Genomic DNA, 18,226 nt, shown 5'->3' with positions numbered 1-18,226 from the left:
GCGCCGGTCCGGAGTGCTCTCCTCCCAGACGCCGCTCACCCTCTCCCGTGCTGCATCCTGCCTGCACCCGGACGGGGGACGTGCCCGGCGGACGCCGGCGCCGGGTGCGGGGCACGAGGATCGACGACGCGAAGGCGTTCAGCCGGACGCCGCGCCCGCCGATGGTGAGACCATGAGACGGAGGGCCTCGCGCGGGAAGGGGCAGAGCATCCAGGGACGCCGGCTGCTGCCGCAGGTGCGCGCTGTCTTCACCGCCCTGTACGCCACGCAGGCGGGCCCCTGCCTGCTGGCGTGGGCGATGCAGACCGAGCGCTCGCCGGCGGTGCCGGTAGCGCTGGTCGTGCTCCTGGCCGCCGCCTGGTACCGGATGCGCACCGCCACCGCGCCGCTGCTCCTGGACGTCGTCTCGGCCGCCGCCCTCGCCTGCGTGATCGTCTGGGGCGTGGGCATCGAGCCCTCCTACGGCCTGATCTTCGTCGGCGCGATCCACCGCGCCCTCTACGGCCGCTGGGGCGGCCTCGCCGTCAGCGCCGCGCTGCAGGTGGCCGTCCTCGTCGGCTCCGCCCTGGCCGTCGGCACGCAGGTCGCGCTCGCCGAGGTGGCCAGCGACGTGCCCGGTCTCGTCTGCGTCACCGGCGCCTTCCACCTGCTGGCCACCGCGCTGCACCGCTACGAGACCGGCCAGGAGTCGCGCTTCCAGGCGCTCGTGCGCAGCTCCAGCGACGTCATCCTCGTCACCGACGCGGACACGGCCGTGACGTACGCCAGCCCCGCGCTCGGTCGGATCTTCGGGCCCGCGCCCGGCGGGCCGCCCGCCGCGCCCGCCGGCGGCGGTGCGAGCGGCGTGAGCGACGACGACGCGCACGCCGAGCTGGCGGGCCGGCCCCCGCGCCTGCTCGACTGGGTGGTGCCCGAGGACCGCGGGCGCGTCGCCGCGTCGATCGAGGCGCTCGTCGCCGCGGGCACCGACGCGGGGGTCACGACCGTCACCTGCCGCGTCCTCGACGGCCGCGGGCGCCTGCGCCACGTGGAGATGACGGTGCAGAACGCGCTGGCCACGCGCGGCGTGCGCGGCCTGATCGTCAACGCCCACGACGTGACCGCGCGGGTCGACCTCGCGGAGCAGCTGAGCTCCCAGGCGGACCAGCTGCGCCACCAGGCGCTGCACGACCCCCTGACGGGCCTGGCCAACCGGGTGCTGTTCGCCGACCGGCTCGAGCTGGCCCTCTCCCAGCGCGACGGCACCGCGGCGCTGATGCTCGTGGACCTCGACGGCTTCAAGGCCGTCAACGACACGCACGGCCACGCCGCCGGGGACGAGCTCCTGGTCCAGGTCGCCGAGCGGATGCTCGCCTGCCTGCGACCCCAGGACACCGTGGCGCGCCTGGGCGGGGACGAGTTCGCCGTCCTGATCGGCGGCGGGGACCTCGACGAGGCGCTCGTCCTGGCCACCGCCGAACGGCTGCTCGTGGCCATCGCCACCCCCGCCGTGCTCAGCTCCGGGACCGTGCGCCCCGGCGCGAGCATCGGCGTGGCGCTGGGCGGCCCGCCGGCGGGCGACGCCGAGGGCCGCCGCGCGCCGCAGGCCGCGGCGGAGCACCTGCAGCGCTGCGCCGACCTCGCGATGTACCAGGCGAAGGCGACGGGCAAGAACCGGGTGGAGGTCTACCGCGAGCAGCTGCACGCCAGCGCGACCGACCGGGCGTCCCTGGCGGCCGACCTGGCCGGTGCCCTCGAGGGCCGCCAGCTGCACCTGCACTACCAGCCGATCGTCGCGCTGCGCAGCGGCCGCCTGGTCGGCGTCGAGGCGCTGCTGCGCTGGGAGCACCCGGTGCGCGGGATCGTCCTCGCGGCGGAGCTGGTCCCCGTCGCCGAGGCCGCCCGGCTGATTCAGCCGATCGGCGCGTGGGCGCTGCTGGAGGCGTGCCGGCGGGTGGCCTCCTGGCAGCGGCTGCACCCCCGCGAGGAGCCGCTGCGGCTGTCGGTGAACCTCTCCGTGCGCCAGCTCGAGGACCCGGGCGCGGCCTCGGTCGTCGCGACCGCGCTGGAGGCCTCCGGGCTGGCGCCCGGGACGCTCACGGTGGACGTTCCCGAGGACGTCCTGGTCAGCGAGGTCGCCGGCGTCCACGCGCGGCTGCGCGAGATCCGCGACCTCGGGGTGCGGATCTCGGTGGACGACTTCGGCACGGGTCGCAGCGCCCTGAGCCACCTGCTGCACCACCCGGTCGACGAGCTGAAGGTGGACCGCTCGGCCGTCGAGCAGCTGGGAGCGGGCGGCCCGGGCCGCGACCCCGCCGCGCTCACCTGCGCGATCCTGGCGATGGGTCGCGCGCTGGGGCTGAGCACGGTCGCGGAGGGCATCGAGACGCCCGCGCAGCTGGCGCACCTGACCGAGCTGGGGTGCGAGCTGGGGCAGGGCACCCACCTGTCCTCCCCGCTCGACGAGCGCGCCCTCGAGGCCCTCCTCGTCGGCGGCCGCGTCCGGCCCCTCCTCGCGACCGCCGCCGAGGCGGGCGCGCTCGCCCCGGCCGGGACCGCGCCGTCCGGACACCGCGCGGGTGGTCCGCCCGTCCCGTGACCGGCCGGCGCCCGCCCGGTCGCGGGACGGCGCCCGTCACGCCGGCGGGGCGGGGACGAGCACGACCTTGCCGACGACCGTGCCCGACTCGGCCAGCGCCAGGGCCTCGCCCGCGCGCTCCAGGGGCAGGCGGGCGGCGACCTGCGCCGTGAGCACGCCCGCCGCCAGGAGCTCGAGGACCCGGCCGAGGTCCTGGCGCAGCCGCGCCCGGAAGGCGCCGAGGCGCCGCCGACCGGCCCAGACGTCGAAGAAGGTGGCTCGGCGCCCGTTCGGCGCGGCGTTCCACCACGCGAGGCGGGCGACGAGCAGCAGCACCGGCAGCCGGGAGGAGCCGGCGACGTCGCGGGTGGCGGCGGTGCCGTAGGCGACCAGCGCGCCGCCGCGCGCGAGCAGCCGGTAGGAGTCGACGACGCCGGGCCCGCCGACGTGGTCGAAGACGGCGTCCACCCCGCCCGGGGCGAGCTCGCGCACCCGGGCCGCGACGTCCGCCCGGTGGTCCACCGGCTCGGCGCCCAGGGCGCGCAGGGCGTCGTGGTGGCGCGGGGAGGCGGTGCCGATCACCCGGACCCCGGCGGCGCGGGCCAGCTGGGTCAGGGTGGTGCCGACCCCGCCGTTCGCGCCGTGGACGAGGACCGTCTGGCCCGGCCGGACCCGGGCGGAGCGGTGCAGCATCTGCCAGGCCGTCAGGCCGTTGACCACCAGGGTGGCCGCCTCGGCCGGCGCGACGCCGTCCGGGACGGGCACGAGGTCCGCGGCGTCCAGGACGACGTGGCTCGCCCATCCGCCGGTCTTGGTCAGGGCCGCCACGCGCTGGCCGAGGAGGCCGGCGTCGACGCCCGGGCCGACGTCCGCGACGGCGCCGACGAGGTCGTAGCCGGGCACGAAGGGGAAGGCCGGCTGGTCGTAGTACTTGCCGCGGCGCATCTGCTGCTCGGCGAAGGAGACGCCGGTGGCCTCCACCGCGACCACGGCCCGGCCGGGTGCGGGAGCGGGCAGGCGGCGGTGGCGCACGAGCAGGCCGTCGGGCTCGACGACGCCCGGCAGGACGACCTCCGTCGCGGTGGTGCCGGTGTCCGCAGGGCCGGTCGTGCGAGGGGTGGTCGTGCGGGGGGTGGTCGTGGACATCGCTGCTCCTCCGAGGACGTGGTCCAGCAGTTGCCTGCAGTGTGAGTGAGTAAACACTCACAATACCGCCGCGTCAAGCGGCGCGGGGCGACGACCCGGGGGCCGACTCGCCGTCCTGCGTCGGGCCGCCCTGCCGCATCCGGAGGATCACATCCGGTCGTGTGCTGAGCGGTGGTCCGAGCACGACCCCGCGGCGCCCCGCGCCGCAGCACGACGACCCGAGGAGGGGCATGAGCGAGATCCAGAGCGCACCGGGCGCTGCCGGGCAGCGGACGATCGCGGTGGTCGGTGCCACGGGGCCCGCCGCGGCTGAACAGGACCGCGGAGGGCGACGCGGCACCGAGGCCCAGCAGGACGGTCCCCGGTGCCGAGGGGCCGGGTCCGGACCTCGCCCCAGGAGGAGGCTGCACGCTGGCGCGGTGATGACCATCGGGGAGTTCACGCAGCTGACCGGCCTGAGCGCCAAGGCGCTGAGGCTCTACGACGATCGGGGGTGCTGCGGCCGGCGGCGGTGGACCCGTGGTCGCGCTACCGGCGCTACAGCGCGGAGCAGCTGCAGGACGCCCTGCTGCTGAAGGTCCTGCGGGCGGCGGACGTCCCCCTGGCCCGTGCCGCACGAGCCCTGACCGGTCGGCAGGAGGGCGGCGTCGTGCTCGCCGAGCACCGGGCGCGGATCGCCGCCGAGCGCGCGCGCCAGGACGAGGCCGTGGCGCTCGCGGCGGCGCTGCTGGAGGGCGGGGCCCAGCAGTGGCACGCGCAGGAGCGCACCGCCGAGGCCCAGCCCTGCGCCGGCGTGGTGCTCACCGTCCCGGTCGACGGCGAGGACGGCGACGAGGACGGCGCGGTCCACCCCGCCGTCGTCACCCCGCTGGTCCGGGCCGAGCGACGCGGCGCGGAGCTGGAGCTGGCCGGCATGCGCCAGGTCGGGCTGCTCGAGGACGGGCAGGTCGTGGGCGTCGAGGTCGCCGTCCCCGTGGCGCGCCGGTAGGCGCTCACTCCACGCGCGCCGCCAGCGGGCGCATGGCGCGACGCAGGCCGGGCAGGGCCAGCGCCGTCACGAGCAGGAGCACCGCGGCGGCGCCCCCGGCCGTCGCCGCCGCCGCGCCCGGCACCCACACCGGAGGGAGGCCGGCGACGACCAGGAGCAGCGCCCCGAGCCCGCAGCCGGCCAGGAGGGCGAGGCCGGTGCCCAGCAGCACGGGCACCGCCGCCTCCAGGAGCAGCGAGGCGGCCGCGGTGGAGCGGCGCATCCCGACGGCGGCCAGCGCCGAGAGCACCGCCGCCCGCTCCCTGACCTGCTCCGAGGCGGAGACCAGCAGGGTGAGCCCGACGGCCAGCAGCACCACCACCGCACCGGCGAGCAGGCCGCGGCGCACGGCGGTCAGCCGGCTGGAGACCTCGGTGGCGGTGAGCACCCGCACCGCGGCCAGCGGGTCGCTGCCGGTCGCGGCGCGCACCAGCCCCGCGAGGGCCTGCGGGTCGCCGGTGTCGGTGCGCACGAAGGCCCGCAGGCCGGCGCCGTCGACCGCGCGCACGTCGAGGGCGGCCGGGGTGGCCAGCACGGCGCCGCTGACCTCGTCGCCCGCCGGGTCGGGGCGCGACGCGACCGCGACCGCCGCGGCCGGCACGGTCCACAGCCCGGGCGCGCTCGCGCCGAGCTGGAGCGGGCGCCCGCGCAGGTCGCCCGCGACGTCCGTGGTGAAGACGTCGCCGTCGGTGCAGGAGGGCAGGTCGGCCACCTCGGCGAGGGCCTCGCAGTCCCCCACGACCAGCTGGGCGCCCACCGCCGGGTCGTCGGCGGCGGCGCTGACCCACGTCGTCGCGCGCACGTCCTCGACGCCGGGGGCTCCTGCCAGCGCCGCCGCGGTGGCGGCGGCGAGCGCGCCGGGCACCCCGGAGGACTGCACCGCGGCGTCGGCGCGCGAGGGGTCCGCGCCGGTGGCCGAGGCGTACGCGGCGCCCAGCCCCGCGGAGAGGACCTGCAGGGCGATGAGGCCGGTGACCGCGACGGCGACGCCGCTGGCCGCGCGCCCGGAGGTGGCGCCGCCGGACTGCAGGCGCCGCACCGCCAGCTGCCAGGGCAGGGGGCCGCTGCCGAGCCGGGCGACCACGACGTCGACCAGCCACGGCAGCACGGCGAGCACCCCGAGCAGGGCCACCACCACCGCGGCCGCGACGAGGCGCTGGTCCGGCACGGCACCCAGCGGGAGCGGGCGGAGGACCTGCCAGACCAGCACGGCCGCACCGAGGCCGAGCAGCCCCAGGCGCCAGGCCGCGCGCCGGCGCGCCGGGCGGGCGCGGCGCACCACGCCCAGCGGCTCCGGCACCAGCGCGTCTGAGGAGGCCGTGCCCCGCCGCGCCGCAGGCCGTGGCGAACGCTCCTGACCCGTGCGGGCCTCAGCCGGGCGCGCGGGCGGCGGCCCGCAGCCGCACGTAGTCGACCACGGGCTCGGGGAGCCGCGCGGCGACCGCGCGCACCACCTCCGAGCGCTGGGCCTGCGGGAGGGGGTCGAGGACGGCGCCGAGGACCACGGTGGCCAGGAAGGCCTCCAGCTGGGCTCCGGGCTGCAGGCGCACCGGGTCCGGAACGAGGTCGACGCGGACGTCGACGAAGCCGGCGGCGGTGAGGCGCTGCGCGCTCCGGTCGGCGCCGGCGAAGGTCAGGGCGCCGCTCACCGGCGGCAGGTCCAGAGCGGTCAGGGCGGCGTCGACGCCGGCGAGGTCGCCCGCCCCGCCCCACTCCGCTCGCAGCAGCCCGCCCGGGCGCAGGACGGCGGCCAGCGAGGTGAAGAGGGCCGCGTGCTCCGGCAGCCAGTGCAGCGTCGCGACGGAGAAGACGGCGTCGACGGGTGCGGCGAGCGCCAGCGGCTCGCGCAGGTCCGCGTGCAGGACGCTCAGCCGCTCGGGGCCCACCGCGGCGAGGCGCTGCCGCAGCCGGTCCAGCATCGCCGCCGAACCGTCCACGGCGATCACGTGCCCGCGCGGCAGGCGCTGCAGCAGCGCCTCGGTGTCCCGTCCCGTGCCGGCCCCCACGTCGAGGACGCGCTCGTCCCCGCACAGGGGCAGGGTCTCCAGGAGCTGGCGCCCCCAGCGCTCGTGCGGCAGCGGCAGGGCGTCGTAGGCAGCGGCGTCCCACTCCCGCGGACCACCGCCCCGCTCCTGCGGACTGCCGCTGCGGCCCACGGCCCCACCCTAGGACGCGCCTCCCGAGACGTGAGACACCCGTCTCGCAGTGCGAGACGAGGGTGAGTCCCTCAGAGCTGGAGCTTGAAGCCCTCGTGCGAGGCGACGAACCCCAGCCGCTCGTAGAAGCGGTGGGCGTCGGTGCGCGACCTGTCGGTGGTCAGCTGCACCAGGGCGCAGCCGCGACGACGGGCCTCGGCGACGGCCCACCCGACCACCGCCGCTCCCAGGCCTCCGCCGCGGCGGTCCTCCCTCACCCGCACCGCCTCGATCTGCGCGCGCAGCGCGCCCCGGCGCGCCAGGCCGGGCAGGAAGCTCAGCTGCAGGGTGGCGAGCACGTCGGCGACGTCGGCGCCGTCAGGGCCGTCGACCGCGACGAGCAGCAGGTGGGCCGGGTCCGCGTCGACGGCCTCGAAGGCGCGCAGGTAGGGCTGCAGCTCCGCCTCGTCGGCGGCCCCGTCGCGGGTGGCGCCGAGCTGGTCGGCGGCCAGGAGCGCCACGATCGCGGGCACGTCGTCCGCCACGGCCTCGCGCAGGAGGACGGTCGCGCCCTGCACGGGCAGCTGCGCCAGCGGGATCACCGCTCCGGCACGCCCTTCCCAGCCCCCGACAGCGCCCGTGACGCCGGCAGGCCCGGCACGGGTCGGCGCGCCAGCAGGTCGTCGAGCAGGTCGCGGAGGACGGCCGGCGAAGGCGTCAGCGGCGCGCCGGGCAGGGAGTCGGCGCGCACCGCCGCGTCCGGGGCCCCGGTCTCGCGCAGGCAGTCGGCCACCGGCTGACCCTCCAGGAGCACCTCGGTCAGCTGCCAGGCGCCCTGCCCGGCGCGGGCCTGCAGGACCACGTCCACGCAGGCGTGGCCGACGTCCTCCTGCTGCCCGGCGGGCGGCGGGGACGGCCAGCGCTCGACGAACTCCCGGTAGGGGTGCACCAGGTGCCGTGCACCTCGTCACCCGTCGCGCTCATCTGGCCCGGGGAGAACCCGCGCAGCACCAGGACCGGGTCCAGCGCCTCCTGCACCTCGCGCGCGACGGCGTCGTCCCGCTGCTGCGCCACGACGCCATCCTGCCCGCGGCGTCAGCTCCCGGCCAGGGTGATCTCGACCGAGGAGCGGCCGACCGCGCCGAGGCCGCGGGCACGCTCACCGGCTGGGTGATCAGCGCGCGGCCTCGGCGGCGTGAGCGCTCAGGCCGCTCGTCCGCGTGGGCGACGTGCCCCAGCTGGCGCCAGATGAGGACGACGAAGACCGCCGAGCCGGCGAAGGCGAACCAGAACGGGGCCGTCACCCCCGCCCGCTGGGCGAGCGCGCCCCCGAGCGCGGAGCCGAGCACCAGCCCGCCGTACACGCCGACGAGGTGGACGCTGCCCATGCGCCCCTGCAGCGCCAGCGGCACGGCGCGCTGGCGCACGGTGACCGACGTCGTCCCCCACACGAAGGCGTGGGCGCCGAAGACGACGAAGACCGGCATCGCCACCCACGGGCTCGTCGTCAGGGCGAGCGCTCCGTGCGTGAGGGTCTCGATCACCAGGCCGACGCGCATCAGGTCGCCGAGGCTGACCCGCCGGGTGATCCAGCCGTAGCTCGCCGTCCCGACCAGGCCCCCGACGGCGATGGCGGTGGTCACCAGGCCGAAGCCGACCTCCCCCAGACCGAGGCGGCGGGTGGCGTACAGGACGAGCACCGACCACGCGGCCCCGTAGGTGGTGTTGAACGTGAAGATGGTCAGCACGAGGGTGCGCACCGCCGCGTGCTGCAGCACCCAGCGGAAGCCCTCCGCGACGTCCTGCCGCAGGCGGGTCGCGCGCTCGCGGTCGCCGGCGCGCGGTGGCAGGACGACGCGCGCGACCAGCACCACGCCGAGCAGGACGAGGACGGCCTGCGCCCCGAAGGCCCAGGCGGCGCCGGCGGCGAACAGCGCGGCGCCCAGGGCGGGCCGGCGAGCTGGTCGAGGGTGAGGAAGCCGGCCTGCAGGCGGGCGTTGGCCACCGCGAGGTCCTCGCGGGCGACGAGCACCGGCAGGAGGGCCTGGGAGCTGTTGTCCGCGAACACCTCGGCGGTGCTGAGCACGAACAGGACTGCGAGGACCACGGCGATCGACGCGTCCTCGGTCACGACCGCGGTCGTCAGCGCCGCGAGGACGGCGGCGCGCGCGAGGTCGACCCCCACCACGATCAGGCGCCGGTCCAGGCGGTCCGTCAGCGCTCCGGCCACCAGCCCGAAGAGCAGGGGCGGCAGCCACTGCACCGTCGCCGCCAGCGCGACGAGGGCGGCGTCCCGGGTGAGCGAGGCGACGAGCAGCGGACCGGCGGCGAGCGCGATGCCGTCACCGGCGTTCGTCGTCCAGGCCGACGCCAGCAGCCACCGGAAGCTGCTCCCGAGACGCCCTGGCGCGACCACTTCGGCGAGGCGCCCCACGAGCGGGTGAGCCCAGGGGGCGTTGTGGCGACCGTCCGAGCCGCCGCGCAGAACCGCCGCGGCATCCGACTCCGCCGGTGATCACGGCCGGAGCGTCGGTGATCATGGCCGGAGCGTCGGCGATCATGGGCCAGGTGCTGTTCGGGCCGTGATCGCACTGCACCTCAGCCATGATCACGCCGTCGAGGAACGCGCCTCGGGGTGGAGGCCCTGGCGCTGGGAGGAGTGGGCGTGGCGGAGCGCGACGGCGGCACCGCGCACGCGGACCTGGCGGTGCTCGCCGACGGGGTGGCCAGCGCCACCCGCCACCTCGTCACCGGGGCTCGCCCCCGGGTCCGCTACGCCGGCCACACCGCCTGGCGCGGCGTCACGAGCCCCGGTGGGCCCGACCGCCGGCCGCCCGTCCCGGACGCGGCGACCGAGAGCTGGGGTCGCGGGCAGCGCTTCGGCGTCGTCCCGCTGGTCGACGGCCGCACCTACTGGTTCGCGACCGCGACCACCGCTCCCGGCGGGCGGGCCCCCGGTGGCGAGCACGGCGGTGAGCACGCCGAGGTGCTGCGCCGCTTCACCGGCTGGCACGAGCCGGTCGAGCGGGTCCTCGCCGCCACGGAGCCGACCGGTGTGCTGCGCCACGACGTGCACCACCTGCACCCGCACCCGGGCACCTGCGTCCGGGGCCGGCTGGTGCTGCTCGGGGACGCCGCCCACGCGATGACCCCCGACCTCGGCCAGCCCGGCGGGATGCGGTCGAGGTTCTCCTCGACCCACGTGCGCAGGTACCGCAGCGGGTCCGCCGCGCTGCGGCCGAGGTCGGCGAGCTCGTAGTCCACGTGCAGCGGCACGCCCACCCGGCGCGGTCGGCGGGGCGTCAGCGGGTCAGGGAACCGGCGAGATGCCCATCTGCAGCTCGACCACGGTCCGCGCCGGGTCCTCGGGGCGGTGCTCCAGGTAGACCTCGCGGGCCGGCTCGTCGACGGAGTACCGGTAGCCGTTGTCGTGCATCCACCACGCCAGGGTGCGCGCGTCGGCGTCCGCGTCCTCCACCGCGCCGGTCACCACCAGGCACGCGGCGGTCGCGATCCCCGGCAGCCGAGCCTCCTCGACGCCGGCGGGCAGGGCCGCCTCCTCGGCCACCACCACCCCGGCGTGCACCTCGACCACGCCCTTGCCGAGCCGGCCGTGGTGCACCACCCGCGGCCCGGCGGGCTCCACCCCGGCCTCCTGCAGCCGCTGGTCCAGCTCGGCGAACAGGCGGTCGACCGGGCCGGAGCCGGCGAGCGCGGAGGAGGGGACGGCGGCGGTCAGCTGCGCCAGGCGCACCGGCTCGAGGGACCTGAGGGTGAACCGGGGCGCCGCGGTGTCGTGGGTGCTCACCGCCCCCGCCTCGAGCGCCCGCAGCCTCGCCTCGACGCTGTGCAGCCGCGCCGTGTCCGCCGCGATCCGCGCCCGCAGCTCGTCGCGCCGCAGCGCGAGCACGCCGCGCAGGTCGGGCGGCGGCACCTCGTCGTCGACGATCGCCTGCACCTGCGCCAGGGTGAGGCCCAGGGACGTCAGGGCCGTGATCCGGTGCAGCCGCCGCAGCTGCTCGACCGCGTAGGAGCGGTAGCTGCTGGCCGGGTCCACCGCGTGCGGGGGCAGCAGGCCCACGGCGTCGTAGTGGCGCAGCATGCGCACCGACACCCCGCCCAGCCGCGCGAACTCTCCGATGCTCACCACGGGCCCACCCTCGGGCCTGACACCGCGTCAGGGTCAAGCGCACGCGCCGCGGACGGCCCGCGCGGGCCCGTCCGGCGCTCAACCGCCGAGCCGGCTGGCCAGCAGCTGCTTGCCCTGCTCGGCGCCCTTGCGGCTCTCGCCCTGGGCGCGGCGGAAGAACTCCGCGAGCTCGGTGTCGCCGTCGCGCTCGGCGTCCTGGACGTACGTCTCCAGGCGCAGCGCGTTGCTCAGGCACGCCTCGGTGAACCAGATGAGGTTGTAGTCCTTGTCCTTCGTCCCCGTGACGTCCCCGGTCTCGGCGTCGCTGCTCATCGCTGCCCCCTCGTGATCCTCGTCCGTCTCCTGGGTGCGTGCGTGCACGCGCTCCCCTCCTACCCACTCCACCGCTCGAGACCCGGGGATGGACCGTGGCACCGCGGGGTAGAGCGACGGACGTGAGCGAGGGACGAGGGCGGCCGGCGGTGCTGCTGCGCGCGGCCGGTCGAGGGGTCGTGGCCGGGCTGGCCGGTGTCGCGGTCATGACGGTCGGGGAGAAGGCCGAGCAGGCCCTGACCCACCGGCCGAACTCCTACGTGCCCGCGCGGGCGCTGCGCACGGCGCTGGGCGGCCACCCGGACGACCGGTACCGGTCCCTGGCGTGGAACCACGCCATGCACTGGGGCACCGGCGCCGTGCTCGGCGCGTTGCGCGGGGTGTGGGCGGCCGTGGGCCTGCGCGGCCCGAGGGCGCACGCGGCGCACGCCGTCGTCCGGCTGGCGTTCGACCAGACGGTGGAGAACGCCACGGGCGCCGGGGCACCGCCGCGCACGTGGCCGGTGCGCGAGCAGGCCTGGGACGCCGCGCACAAGGCCGTCTACTCCCTCGCCACCAGCCTCGTCGCGGAGCGCCTCGTGGCCCCGGAGCTGGAGTCCCGGCGGGGCACGACGAGCCACTGACCCACCGCCGTCCCGCACCGCCGTCCCGCACCGCACGCGGCTCGATCCCGCCCAGCGGCGGACGCATCCTCGGGGGCGTTCCGGGGTAGGTCAGCCGGGGTTGAGCCGACAGCCCGCCGCACCGGGCGCCGCGCAGCGGTCCGGTCCTGACAAGGCGGGAACCTCCGTGCCCCTGGACCTCCCTCGTCGTGCCGCTGCCCGGAGCGCAGCGGCATGACGGACACCACCCCCGACCCGAGCGCCGCCGAGGGAGCCGGTGACCCCGCCGGCTCCGCGCCCGGCCCGCCCATGGACCTCCAGCAGGCGCTCGCCGAGCTGGGGCGCATCCCGCTGTGGGACACCCCGCTGAGCCAGGTCCTCGCCCGCGTCGCCGACCTGGCCGCCGTCACGATCCCCGGCGTCGACGAGGTGTCGGTGACCCTCGTCGAGGGCGAGGAGGCCCGCAGCGTGGCCTTCACCGGTGACCTGGCCGTCAGCCTCGACGAGCGCCAGTACGCCCAGGGGTTCGGCCCCTGCATGGACGCCGCGCTGGGAGGCCAGGCGATCGGGATGCCCGACCTGGCCTCCGAGGACCGCTACCCCGACTTCGTCGCGGTGGCGCGCCGGGCCGGGGTCACGAGCGCGGCGTCGGTGGGCATGCCCGTGCCCACGCGCCTGCTCGGCGGCCTGAACCTCTACAGCACCGGCGGCCGCAGCCTGGACGAGGAGTCCCTGGAGGTGGCCGAGATCTTCGCCAGCTACGCCGCGGTGGCCGTGGCGAACGCCGCCCTGCTCTCCTCCACGGCGCAGCTGGCCGACCAGATGCGCGCGGCGATGTCCACCCGCGCCGACATCGAGCAGGCCAAGGGCATCATCGTGGCGCGCACCGGGTGCACCGCGGAGGAGGCCTTCGCCGTCCTGGCGGCGCAGTCGCAGCGCACGCACCGCAAGGTCAACGAGATCGCGGCCGAGCTCGTGGCCGAGGCCCAGGGCCAGCCGCGCCGCCGACCCCGCTGACGGGCCCCCAGCCGCTCCTCCGCTGCCAGGGAGTTTAGGCTATACCCCCTAGGGGTATAGCTGGTCGCCGAGGAGGTGCACCGCATGAGCGGTTCCGAGACGCACACCCGTCACCAGGCCGTCCCGCACGCCGACCACGGCGCCGCAGGCCGCTCAGGCCATGCAGGTCACCACGACGGCCACCGCACCGTCGCCCCGACGTCGTGGGCGATGGCGGCCCAGGCGACCCTGCACTGCCTCACCGGCTGCGCGATCGGCGAGGTGCTCGGCATGGTCATCGGCACGAGCCTCGGCTGGTCGGCGCTGCCGACGATCGTGCTCGCCGTCGCGCTGGCCTTCACCTTCGGCTACGCCCTGACCCTGCGCGGCGTGCTGCGCGCCGGCGTCGGCCTGCGCGCCGCGCTGAGGATCGCCCTCGCGGCCGACACCCTGTCGATCGCGGTGATGGAGGTCGTGGACAACGCCGCCGTGCTGAGCGTCCCCGGCGCCATGGAGGCCGGCGTGACGTCCTGGGTGTTCTGGGTCTCTCTCGCCGGAGCGCTCGCCCTGGCCTTCGTCGTCACCCTGCCGGTCAACCGCTGGATGATCAGCCGCGGTCGCGGCCACGCCGTCGTCCACGCCCTGCGCTCCTGACCCCGAGCGGCGGCCGCAGCGGCCCGGTCGTCCGGGCCGCTCCGGTGTCCGGGGGCTCGGCGTCCGGGGGGCGCGATAGCGGGCGAGGTGGTCCCCGAAGTCGTCGAGCAGGAAGGCGCGGGCCTGGCGGGTGATCGGCGCCCAGGAGACGACCTGGTCGAACCCGTAGGAGGCGCCCGGGTGGACCCGGCGTCGCCGCGGACCCGGCTCGAGGACCGCCCCGGGCGACGGCTCCGGCGGGTCAGCGCGTCGATGATCCGCACCTGCCGGTTCACACGTTGAAGCGGAACTCCACGACGTCGCCGTCCTGCATCACGTAGTCCTTGCCCTCGATGCGCACCCGACCGCGCGCCTTCGCCTCGGCCATCGAGCCGGCCTCGACGAGGTCGTCGAAGGAGACCACCTCGGCCTTGATGAAGCCGCGCTGGAAGTCGGTGTGGATGACGCCGGCGGCCTGGGGCGCCGTCCAGCCCCGCTGGATCGTCCAGGCCCGCGACTCCTTCGGCCCCGCCGTGAGGTAGGTCTGCAGGCCCAGGGTGGAGAAGCCGATGCGGGCGAGCTGGTCCAGGCCCGCCTCGTCCTGCCCGACGCTGGCGAGCAGCTCGGCGGCCTCCTCGGCGTCGAGCTCGGCGAGGTCGGCCTCGAGCTTGGCGTCGAGGAAGACCGCGTCGGCGGGCGCGACGAGCGCGGCCAGCTCGGCCTTGCGCGCGTCGTCGACGAGCCCGGCCTCGTCGACGTTGAAGACGTAGAGGAACGGCTTGGTGGTCAGCAGCCCCAGCTCGCGCAGCTGGGCGACGTCGACGCCCGCCTTCGCAGCGCCGGCGAAGAGGGTGGTGCCGGTGTCGAGCAGCTGCTGCGCGGCGAGCGCGGCATCGAGCACGGCCCTGTCGGTCCTCCTGCCCTTGACCTCCTTCTCCAGGCGCGGGACGGCGCGCTCGAGGGTCTGCAGGTCGGCCAGGACGAGCTCGGTGTGCACGGTCTCGATGTCGGACGCCGGGTCGACGGCGCCCTCGACGTGGACGACGTCCGGGTCGGCGAAGGCGCGCACGACCTGGCAGATGGCGTCGGCCTCGCGGATGTTGGCGAGGAACTTGTTGCCGAGCCCCTCGCCCTCGCTGGCGCCGCGCACGATGCCCGCGATGTCGACGAAGGAGACCGTCGCCGGCACGACCTTCTCGCTGGAGAACAGCGCCGCGAGCACCCCCAGCCGCGCGTCGGGCAGCGGGACGACGCCCACGTTGGGCTCGATGGTGGCGAACGGGTAGTTCGCCGCGAGCACCTCGTTCTTGGTCAGGGCGTTGAACAGCGTGGACTTGCCGACGTTCGGGAGACCGACGATGCCGATGGTGAGGGCCACGGGGCCCACAGCCTAGGCGCGCCCGCCGGCTCCGGCGCCATCGGCCGCGCGGCCCCCACAGCGGGAAGCTGAGGGCGACGCCTCGCCCCGCACCGCTCGGCGTAGATATTCACTATGGACATGTCTACGCCGAACGGGGGATGCTCTGCACCGGCGGCACCAGCTCAGAGCCGAGCGGGCCGCCGGACGGAGAGCCCGGGCCGCATCGGGCCCGGTGAGCCCTGCACCGCACGGAGGAGAGGCGAACCATGGCGACTGCTCTCGACAGGTACGCGGACATGGAGCCGAGCTGGGACGGCCCCGTCGTCATCGAGTCCCACATCAACGGCGTCCGCACCAAGGAGATGAACCCGAACACCCCGACCACCCACGACGAGATCGCGGAGGAGGCGATCCGCTGCTGGGAGGCGGGGGCGGGAGCGATCCACGCGCACAACACGAGCTTCGACCTGCTGGGCGAGGACGCCTACAAGGACTACATGCGCACGTGGGACAAGGTGCTGGCTCAGCACCCCGACATCACGTGGTACCCCACGACGTGCAACAACCTGCGCCTGCTGCCGCAGGAGAACGGGCTCGAGCACGTGCCCTACCTCAACGACCACGCGAACGCGCGGATCGCCTGCGTCGACACGGGCCTGACCCTGTTCGCCACGGGCCGCGACGAGGACGGGTACCTGCAGGGCCCGGAGTTCGGGTTCGACTACCAGCGGGTGGCCAGCCAGTGGCGGATGCTGCGCGAGCGCGGCGTCCCCATGGTGTACGGCGTCTACGAGCCCGGCCATCTGCGCCACGCGATGTACTACGTGAACCAGGGCATGTCGACGCCGGGGTCGATGTGGGACTTCTACCTCATCGGCGACTACGGGCTCACGGCGACGGAGCCCATCGGCACCAACGGGATGAAGCCGAGCCTGGAGAGCCTGTACTACTACCTGCACATGATCGAGGAGGCCCGGGTCCAGCACCCCTGGTACGTCTCGATCTGGGGGCAGGGAGCCCTCGACGACACCGCGATCCTGCGCCGGGCCGTCGAGCTGGGCGGGCACATCAAGACGGGCCTGGAGCTCTTCTACGACCCGGACCGCAACCCGACCAACCTCGAGCTGCTCCAGCAGGCCCAGGAGATCGCCCGGGAGGTGGGCCGGCCGATCGCGACCCACGAGGAGGCGCGGGCCCTCTACCAGCTCACCTGAGCGGGGGCGCGTCGCCGCCCTCGTCCCCGTGCGGACGGCGGTGGACGACGACGGCGTACGGAGCGCCCGGCCCGGGCGGCGGCGCGGCGGCGTCCCAGGCGGTGTGGCTGCTCACCGGCTCCAGGTCCGCCGCGGCGCACCAGCGCGCGTACTGGTCGGGGCCGACGTGGCGGTCGGCGGCGAAGCCCGCGACGAGCAGGCCGCCGGGGCGCAGCCACCCGGCGACGCGCCTCACGACGCGGGCCTCGGTGCCCTCGGTGAGGTAGACGACGACGTTGCCGGCCAGCACCGCGGCGTCCAGCGGGGCCCCGGCGGCCTCGTCGTCGACCTCGAGCAGGTCGGCGAGCAGCCAGCGCAGGTGCGGCGCGGCGGCGCGGGCCTGCTCGAGCATGGACGCGTCGAGGTCCACGCCCGTGACGCGGTGGCCGCGCCGGGCGAGCTCGACGCCGACCCGGCCGGTGCCGCAGCCGGCGTCGAGGACGGCGCTGCCCGGGGCGAGCAGGGCGTCGACGAAGTCCGCCTCCCCGTGCACGTGCTCCCCCGAGGCCGCGAGGGCGGCGAAGCGGCGCGCGTAGGCGGGCCCGCGGGTGCCGCCGGTCTCGGCGAGCCAGCGGTTGACGGGCCGGGTGCCGTCCGGGTGGGGTCCGCTCACCCGGTGCAGTGTGCCGCGCGGCGTACAGCTCGCCGCGCGGTGCAGCGCGCCGCCGGCCCCTGGGCCCCGTGCGACGTCCTCGCCCCTCGAAGCGCAATCGGGCGCACAGTTGCGCCTCCAGGCGCCCTGGACGCGCAATCGGGCGCGCAATTGCGCTTCCAGGCGCCCTGGAAGTGCAGTCGGGCGCGCGACAGCGCCCGCAGTTCCTCCCCCTGCCGGGCGCCCCGCCTGGCACTGTGCCGGCATGGATCCCGCCGTCCTGGCCGCCGTCCTGCTCGCCCTGCTCGTCGGTCTCGGCGCCGGATGGTCCGCCGGGGGCGCCAGGGCGCGCAGCCGCGACGTGGCCGGGCGCGCGGCGCTGGCCGCCGAGCGCGACCTGCTGCGCCAGCGGGTCGCGCACCTGGAGGACTCGGCCGCCGAGGACATGACCGTCGCCGCTGCCCTGGCGCCGGTGAGCAGCAGCGTGGCGCGCCTGGAGCGCCAGGTGGAGACCCTCGAGCGCGAGCGCGCCGAGCAGTACGGGCGCATCGGCGCGCAGCTGATGGCGGTGCAGGCCTCGGGAGAGGCGCTGCGGAACCAGACCGCCGCGCTCGCCGGCGCACTGCGCTCGCCGAACGCGCGCGGCGCCTGGGGCGAGGTGCAGCTGCGCCGGGTGGTCGAGCACGCGGGCATGCTCGAGCGGGTCGACTTCGAGGTGCAGGTCTCCGCGACCACCCGCGACGGCGCGCCCGTGCGCCCGGACGCCGTGGTGCGCCTGCCCGGCGGCAAGCAGGTCGTCGTCGACGCGAAGGCGCCGATGGCCGCCTTCCTCGAGGCCAGCGCCGCCGGCAGCGCGGGCGGGCAGCGGCGCGCGGCCGCCGCCGCGCTCGAGCACGCCCGGGCCCTGCGCGGGCACGTCGACGCGCTCGCCGCCAAGCAGTACTGGACGGCGTTCGAGCCGACGCCGGAGATCGTCGTCTGCTTCGTGCCCGGCGAGGCGTTCCTGGCCGCCGCCTGCGAGGCCGACCCGGCGCTGCTCGAGCACGCCATGGGGCGCCGGGTCGTGCTCGCCACGCCGACCACGCTGCTCGCCCTGCTGCGCACCGTGGCCCTCACCTGGCAGCAGGCGGCGCTCTCGGACGGCGCCCGGGAGCTGTTCGACCTCGGCCGCGAGCTGCACGCGCGCCTGGCCACGCTCGGGGAGCACACCGGCAAGCTCGGGCGCACGCTCGGGCGCGCGGTGGAGGACTACAACCGGCTCGTCGGCACCCTGGAGCAGCGGGTGCTCGTCTCGGCGCGCCGGATGGGCCAGCTCGACCTCACGGACGCGCGGATCGACCTCGTGACGCCGGTCGAGGCGGCCGCGCGCCCGCTGACCGCCCCCGAGCTGCTGCTGCCCGCCCAGGCGCACGAGGGCCCGTGAGGCCCCCGGCGGGTCCGACGAGCGCGAGGTGTCACCAGAC

Annotated in this window: 17 protein-coding genes and 1 pseudogene; 8 read left to right on the top strand and 10 right to left on the bottom strand. The window is 76.6% G+C overall.

Annotated elements, in window-relative coordinates:
- Nucleotides 1–172: 172 nt before the first annotated feature.
- On the top strand, nt 173–2,578 hold the full coding sequence (locus tag BLS82_RS12140; RefSeq protein WP_176819078.1) for a putative bifunctional diguanylate cyclase/phosphodiesterase: 2,406 nt from the start codon (nt 173–175) through the stop codon (nt 2,576–2,578).
- A 36-nt stretch (nt 2,579–2,614) separates the two neighbouring features.
- Here the strand turns inward: BLS82_RS12140 and BLS82_RS12135 are convergent, their stop codons facing one another.
- On the bottom strand, nt 2,615–3,703 hold the full coding sequence (locus tag BLS82_RS12135) for a medium chain dehydrogenase/reductase family protein (protein WP_092866193.1): 1,089 nt from the start codon (nt 3,701–3,703) through the stop codon (nt 2,615–2,617).
- A gap of 493 nt (nt 3,704–4,196) precedes the next feature.
- Between BLS82_RS12135 and BLS82_RS12130 the strand changes: the two genes are divergently transcribed.
- Complete coding sequence (locus BLS82_RS12130; protein WP_218123867.1) at nt 4,197–4,691, top strand: MerR family transcriptional regulator; 495 nt, start codon at nt 4,197–4,199, stop codon at nt 4,689–4,691.
- Nucleotides 4,692–4,695: 4 nt separating this feature from the next.
- On the opposite strand, the gene BLS82_RS12125 is transcribed toward BLS82_RS12130, so the two are convergent.
- The 5 genes and pseudogenes from BLS82_RS12125 to BLS82_RS16815 form a co-directional block, all read right to left on the bottom strand.
- Entirely contained in the window at nt 4,696–6,030 is a 1,335-nt protein-coding gene (locus BLS82_RS12125) for an FtsX-like permease family protein (protein WP_092866190.1), read from the bottom strand.
- Between the two features lie 70 nt (nt 6,031–6,100).
- Nucleotides 6,101–6,886: a class I SAM-dependent methyltransferase gene (locus BLS82_RS12120; RefSeq protein WP_092866188.1), complete on the bottom strand. Its 786-nt coding sequence runs from the start codon at nt 6,884–6,886 to the stop codon at nt 6,101–6,103.
- A 71-nt stretch (nt 6,887–6,957) separates the two neighbouring features.
- Nucleotides 6,958–7,458, bottom strand: a complete 501-nt coding sequence (locus BLS82_RS12115; protein ID WP_369811089.1) for a GNAT family N-acetyltransferase — start codon at nt 7,456–7,458, stop codon at nt 6,958–6,960.
- Between the two features lie 5 nt (nt 7,459–7,463).
- Entirely contained in the window at nt 7,464–7,814 is a 351-nt protein-coding gene (locus BLS82_RS12110; protein WP_092866185.1) for a hypothetical protein, read from the bottom strand.
- A gap of 178 nt (nt 7,815–7,992) precedes the next feature.
- A pseudogene (locus BLS82_RS16815) lies at nt 7,993–9,299 on the bottom strand (MFS transporter); the annotation flags it as partial.
- A gap of 231 nt (nt 9,300–9,530) precedes the next feature.
- Here BLS82_RS16815 and BLS82_RS15785 point away from each other — a divergent pair.
- Nucleotides 9,531–10,124 carry a flavin-dependent monooxygenase gene (locus tag BLS82_RS15785; RefSeq protein ID WP_176819077.1) on the top strand — a complete coding sequence of 198 codons (594 nt, stop codon included), beginning with the start codon at nt 9,531–9,533 and terminating at the stop codon, nt 10,122–10,124.
- Nucleotides 10,125–10,175: 51 nt separating this feature from the next.
- On the opposite strand, the gene BLS82_RS12095 is transcribed toward BLS82_RS15785, so the two are convergent.
- Both BLS82_RS12095 and BLS82_RS12090 read right to left on the bottom strand, forming a co-directional pair.
- Nucleotides 10,176–11,015, bottom strand: a complete 840-nt coding sequence (locus tag BLS82_RS12095) for a MerR family transcriptional regulator (RefSeq protein WP_092866182.1) — start codon at nt 11,013–11,015, stop codon at nt 10,176–10,178.
- 78 nt (nt 11,016–11,093) lie between these two features.
- Nucleotides 11,094–11,327: a hypothetical protein gene (locus tag BLS82_RS12090; protein ID WP_092866960.1), complete on the bottom strand. Its 234-nt coding sequence runs from the start codon at nt 11,325–11,327 to the stop codon at nt 11,094–11,096.
- A gap of 122 nt (nt 11,328–11,449) precedes the next feature.
- Here BLS82_RS12090 and BLS82_RS12085 point away from each other — a divergent pair, with 122 nt between their 5' ends.
- From BLS82_RS12085 to BLS82_RS12075, 3 genes are all read left to right on the top strand, one after another.
- Entirely contained in the window at nt 11,450–11,950 is a 501-nt protein-coding gene (locus BLS82_RS12085) for a hypothetical protein (RefSeq protein ID WP_218123863.1), read from the top strand.
- Between the two features lie 213 nt (nt 11,951–12,163).
- Nucleotides 12,164–12,946, top strand: a complete 783-nt coding sequence (locus tag BLS82_RS12080; RefSeq protein ID WP_218123862.1) for a GAF and ANTAR domain-containing protein — start codon at nt 12,164–12,166, stop codon at nt 12,944–12,946.
- 84 nt (nt 12,947–13,030) lie between these two features.
- Nucleotides 13,031–13,579 carry a DUF4396 domain-containing protein gene (locus BLS82_RS12075; protein WP_092866179.1) on the top strand — a complete coding sequence of 183 codons (549 nt, stop codon included), beginning with the start codon at nt 13,031–13,033 and terminating at the stop codon, nt 13,577–13,579.
- Nucleotides 13,580–13,850: 271 nt separating this feature from the next.
- On the opposite strand, the gene ychF is transcribed toward BLS82_RS12075, so the two are convergent.
- Entirely contained in the window at nt 13,851–14,936 is a 1,086-nt protein-coding gene (gene ychF, locus BLS82_RS12070; protein ID WP_092866176.1) for a redox-regulated ATPase YchF, read from the bottom strand.
- A gap of 248 nt (nt 14,937–15,184) precedes the next feature.
- Here ychF and BLS82_RS12065 point away from each other — a divergent pair, with 248 nt between their 5' ends.
- Nucleotides 15,185–16,132, top strand: coding sequence for a beta-keto acid cleavage family enzyme (locus BLS82_RS12065; protein WP_092866173.1), 948 nt, complete (start codon nt 15,185–15,187; stop codon nt 16,130–16,132).
- On the opposite strand, the gene BLS82_RS12060 is transcribed toward BLS82_RS12065, so the two are convergent.
- Nucleotides 16,125–16,784, bottom strand: a complete 660-nt coding sequence (locus BLS82_RS12060) for a class I SAM-dependent methyltransferase (protein ID WP_218123861.1) — start codon at nt 16,782–16,784, stop codon at nt 16,125–16,127. The two genes, BLS82_RS12065 and BLS82_RS12060, sit on opposite strands and share 8 nt — an antisense overlap.
- 244 nt (nt 16,785–17,028) lie before the next feature.
- On the opposite strand from BLS82_RS12060, the gene BLS82_RS12055 reads away from it, so the two are divergent.
- Entirely contained in the window at nt 17,029–18,186 is a 1,158-nt protein-coding gene (locus BLS82_RS12055; RefSeq protein WP_092866167.1) for a DNA recombination protein RmuC, read from the top strand.
- Nucleotides 18,187–18,226: the final 40 nt, after the last annotated feature.

Origin of the sequence: Quadrisphaera sp. DSM 44207, from assembly GCF_900101335.1 — a bacterium.
Lineage (GTDB): Bacteria > Actinomycetota > Actinomycetes > Actinomycetales > Quadrisphaeraceae > DSM-44207.
This window is presented reverse-complemented; position numbering and strand designations above follow the sequence as displayed.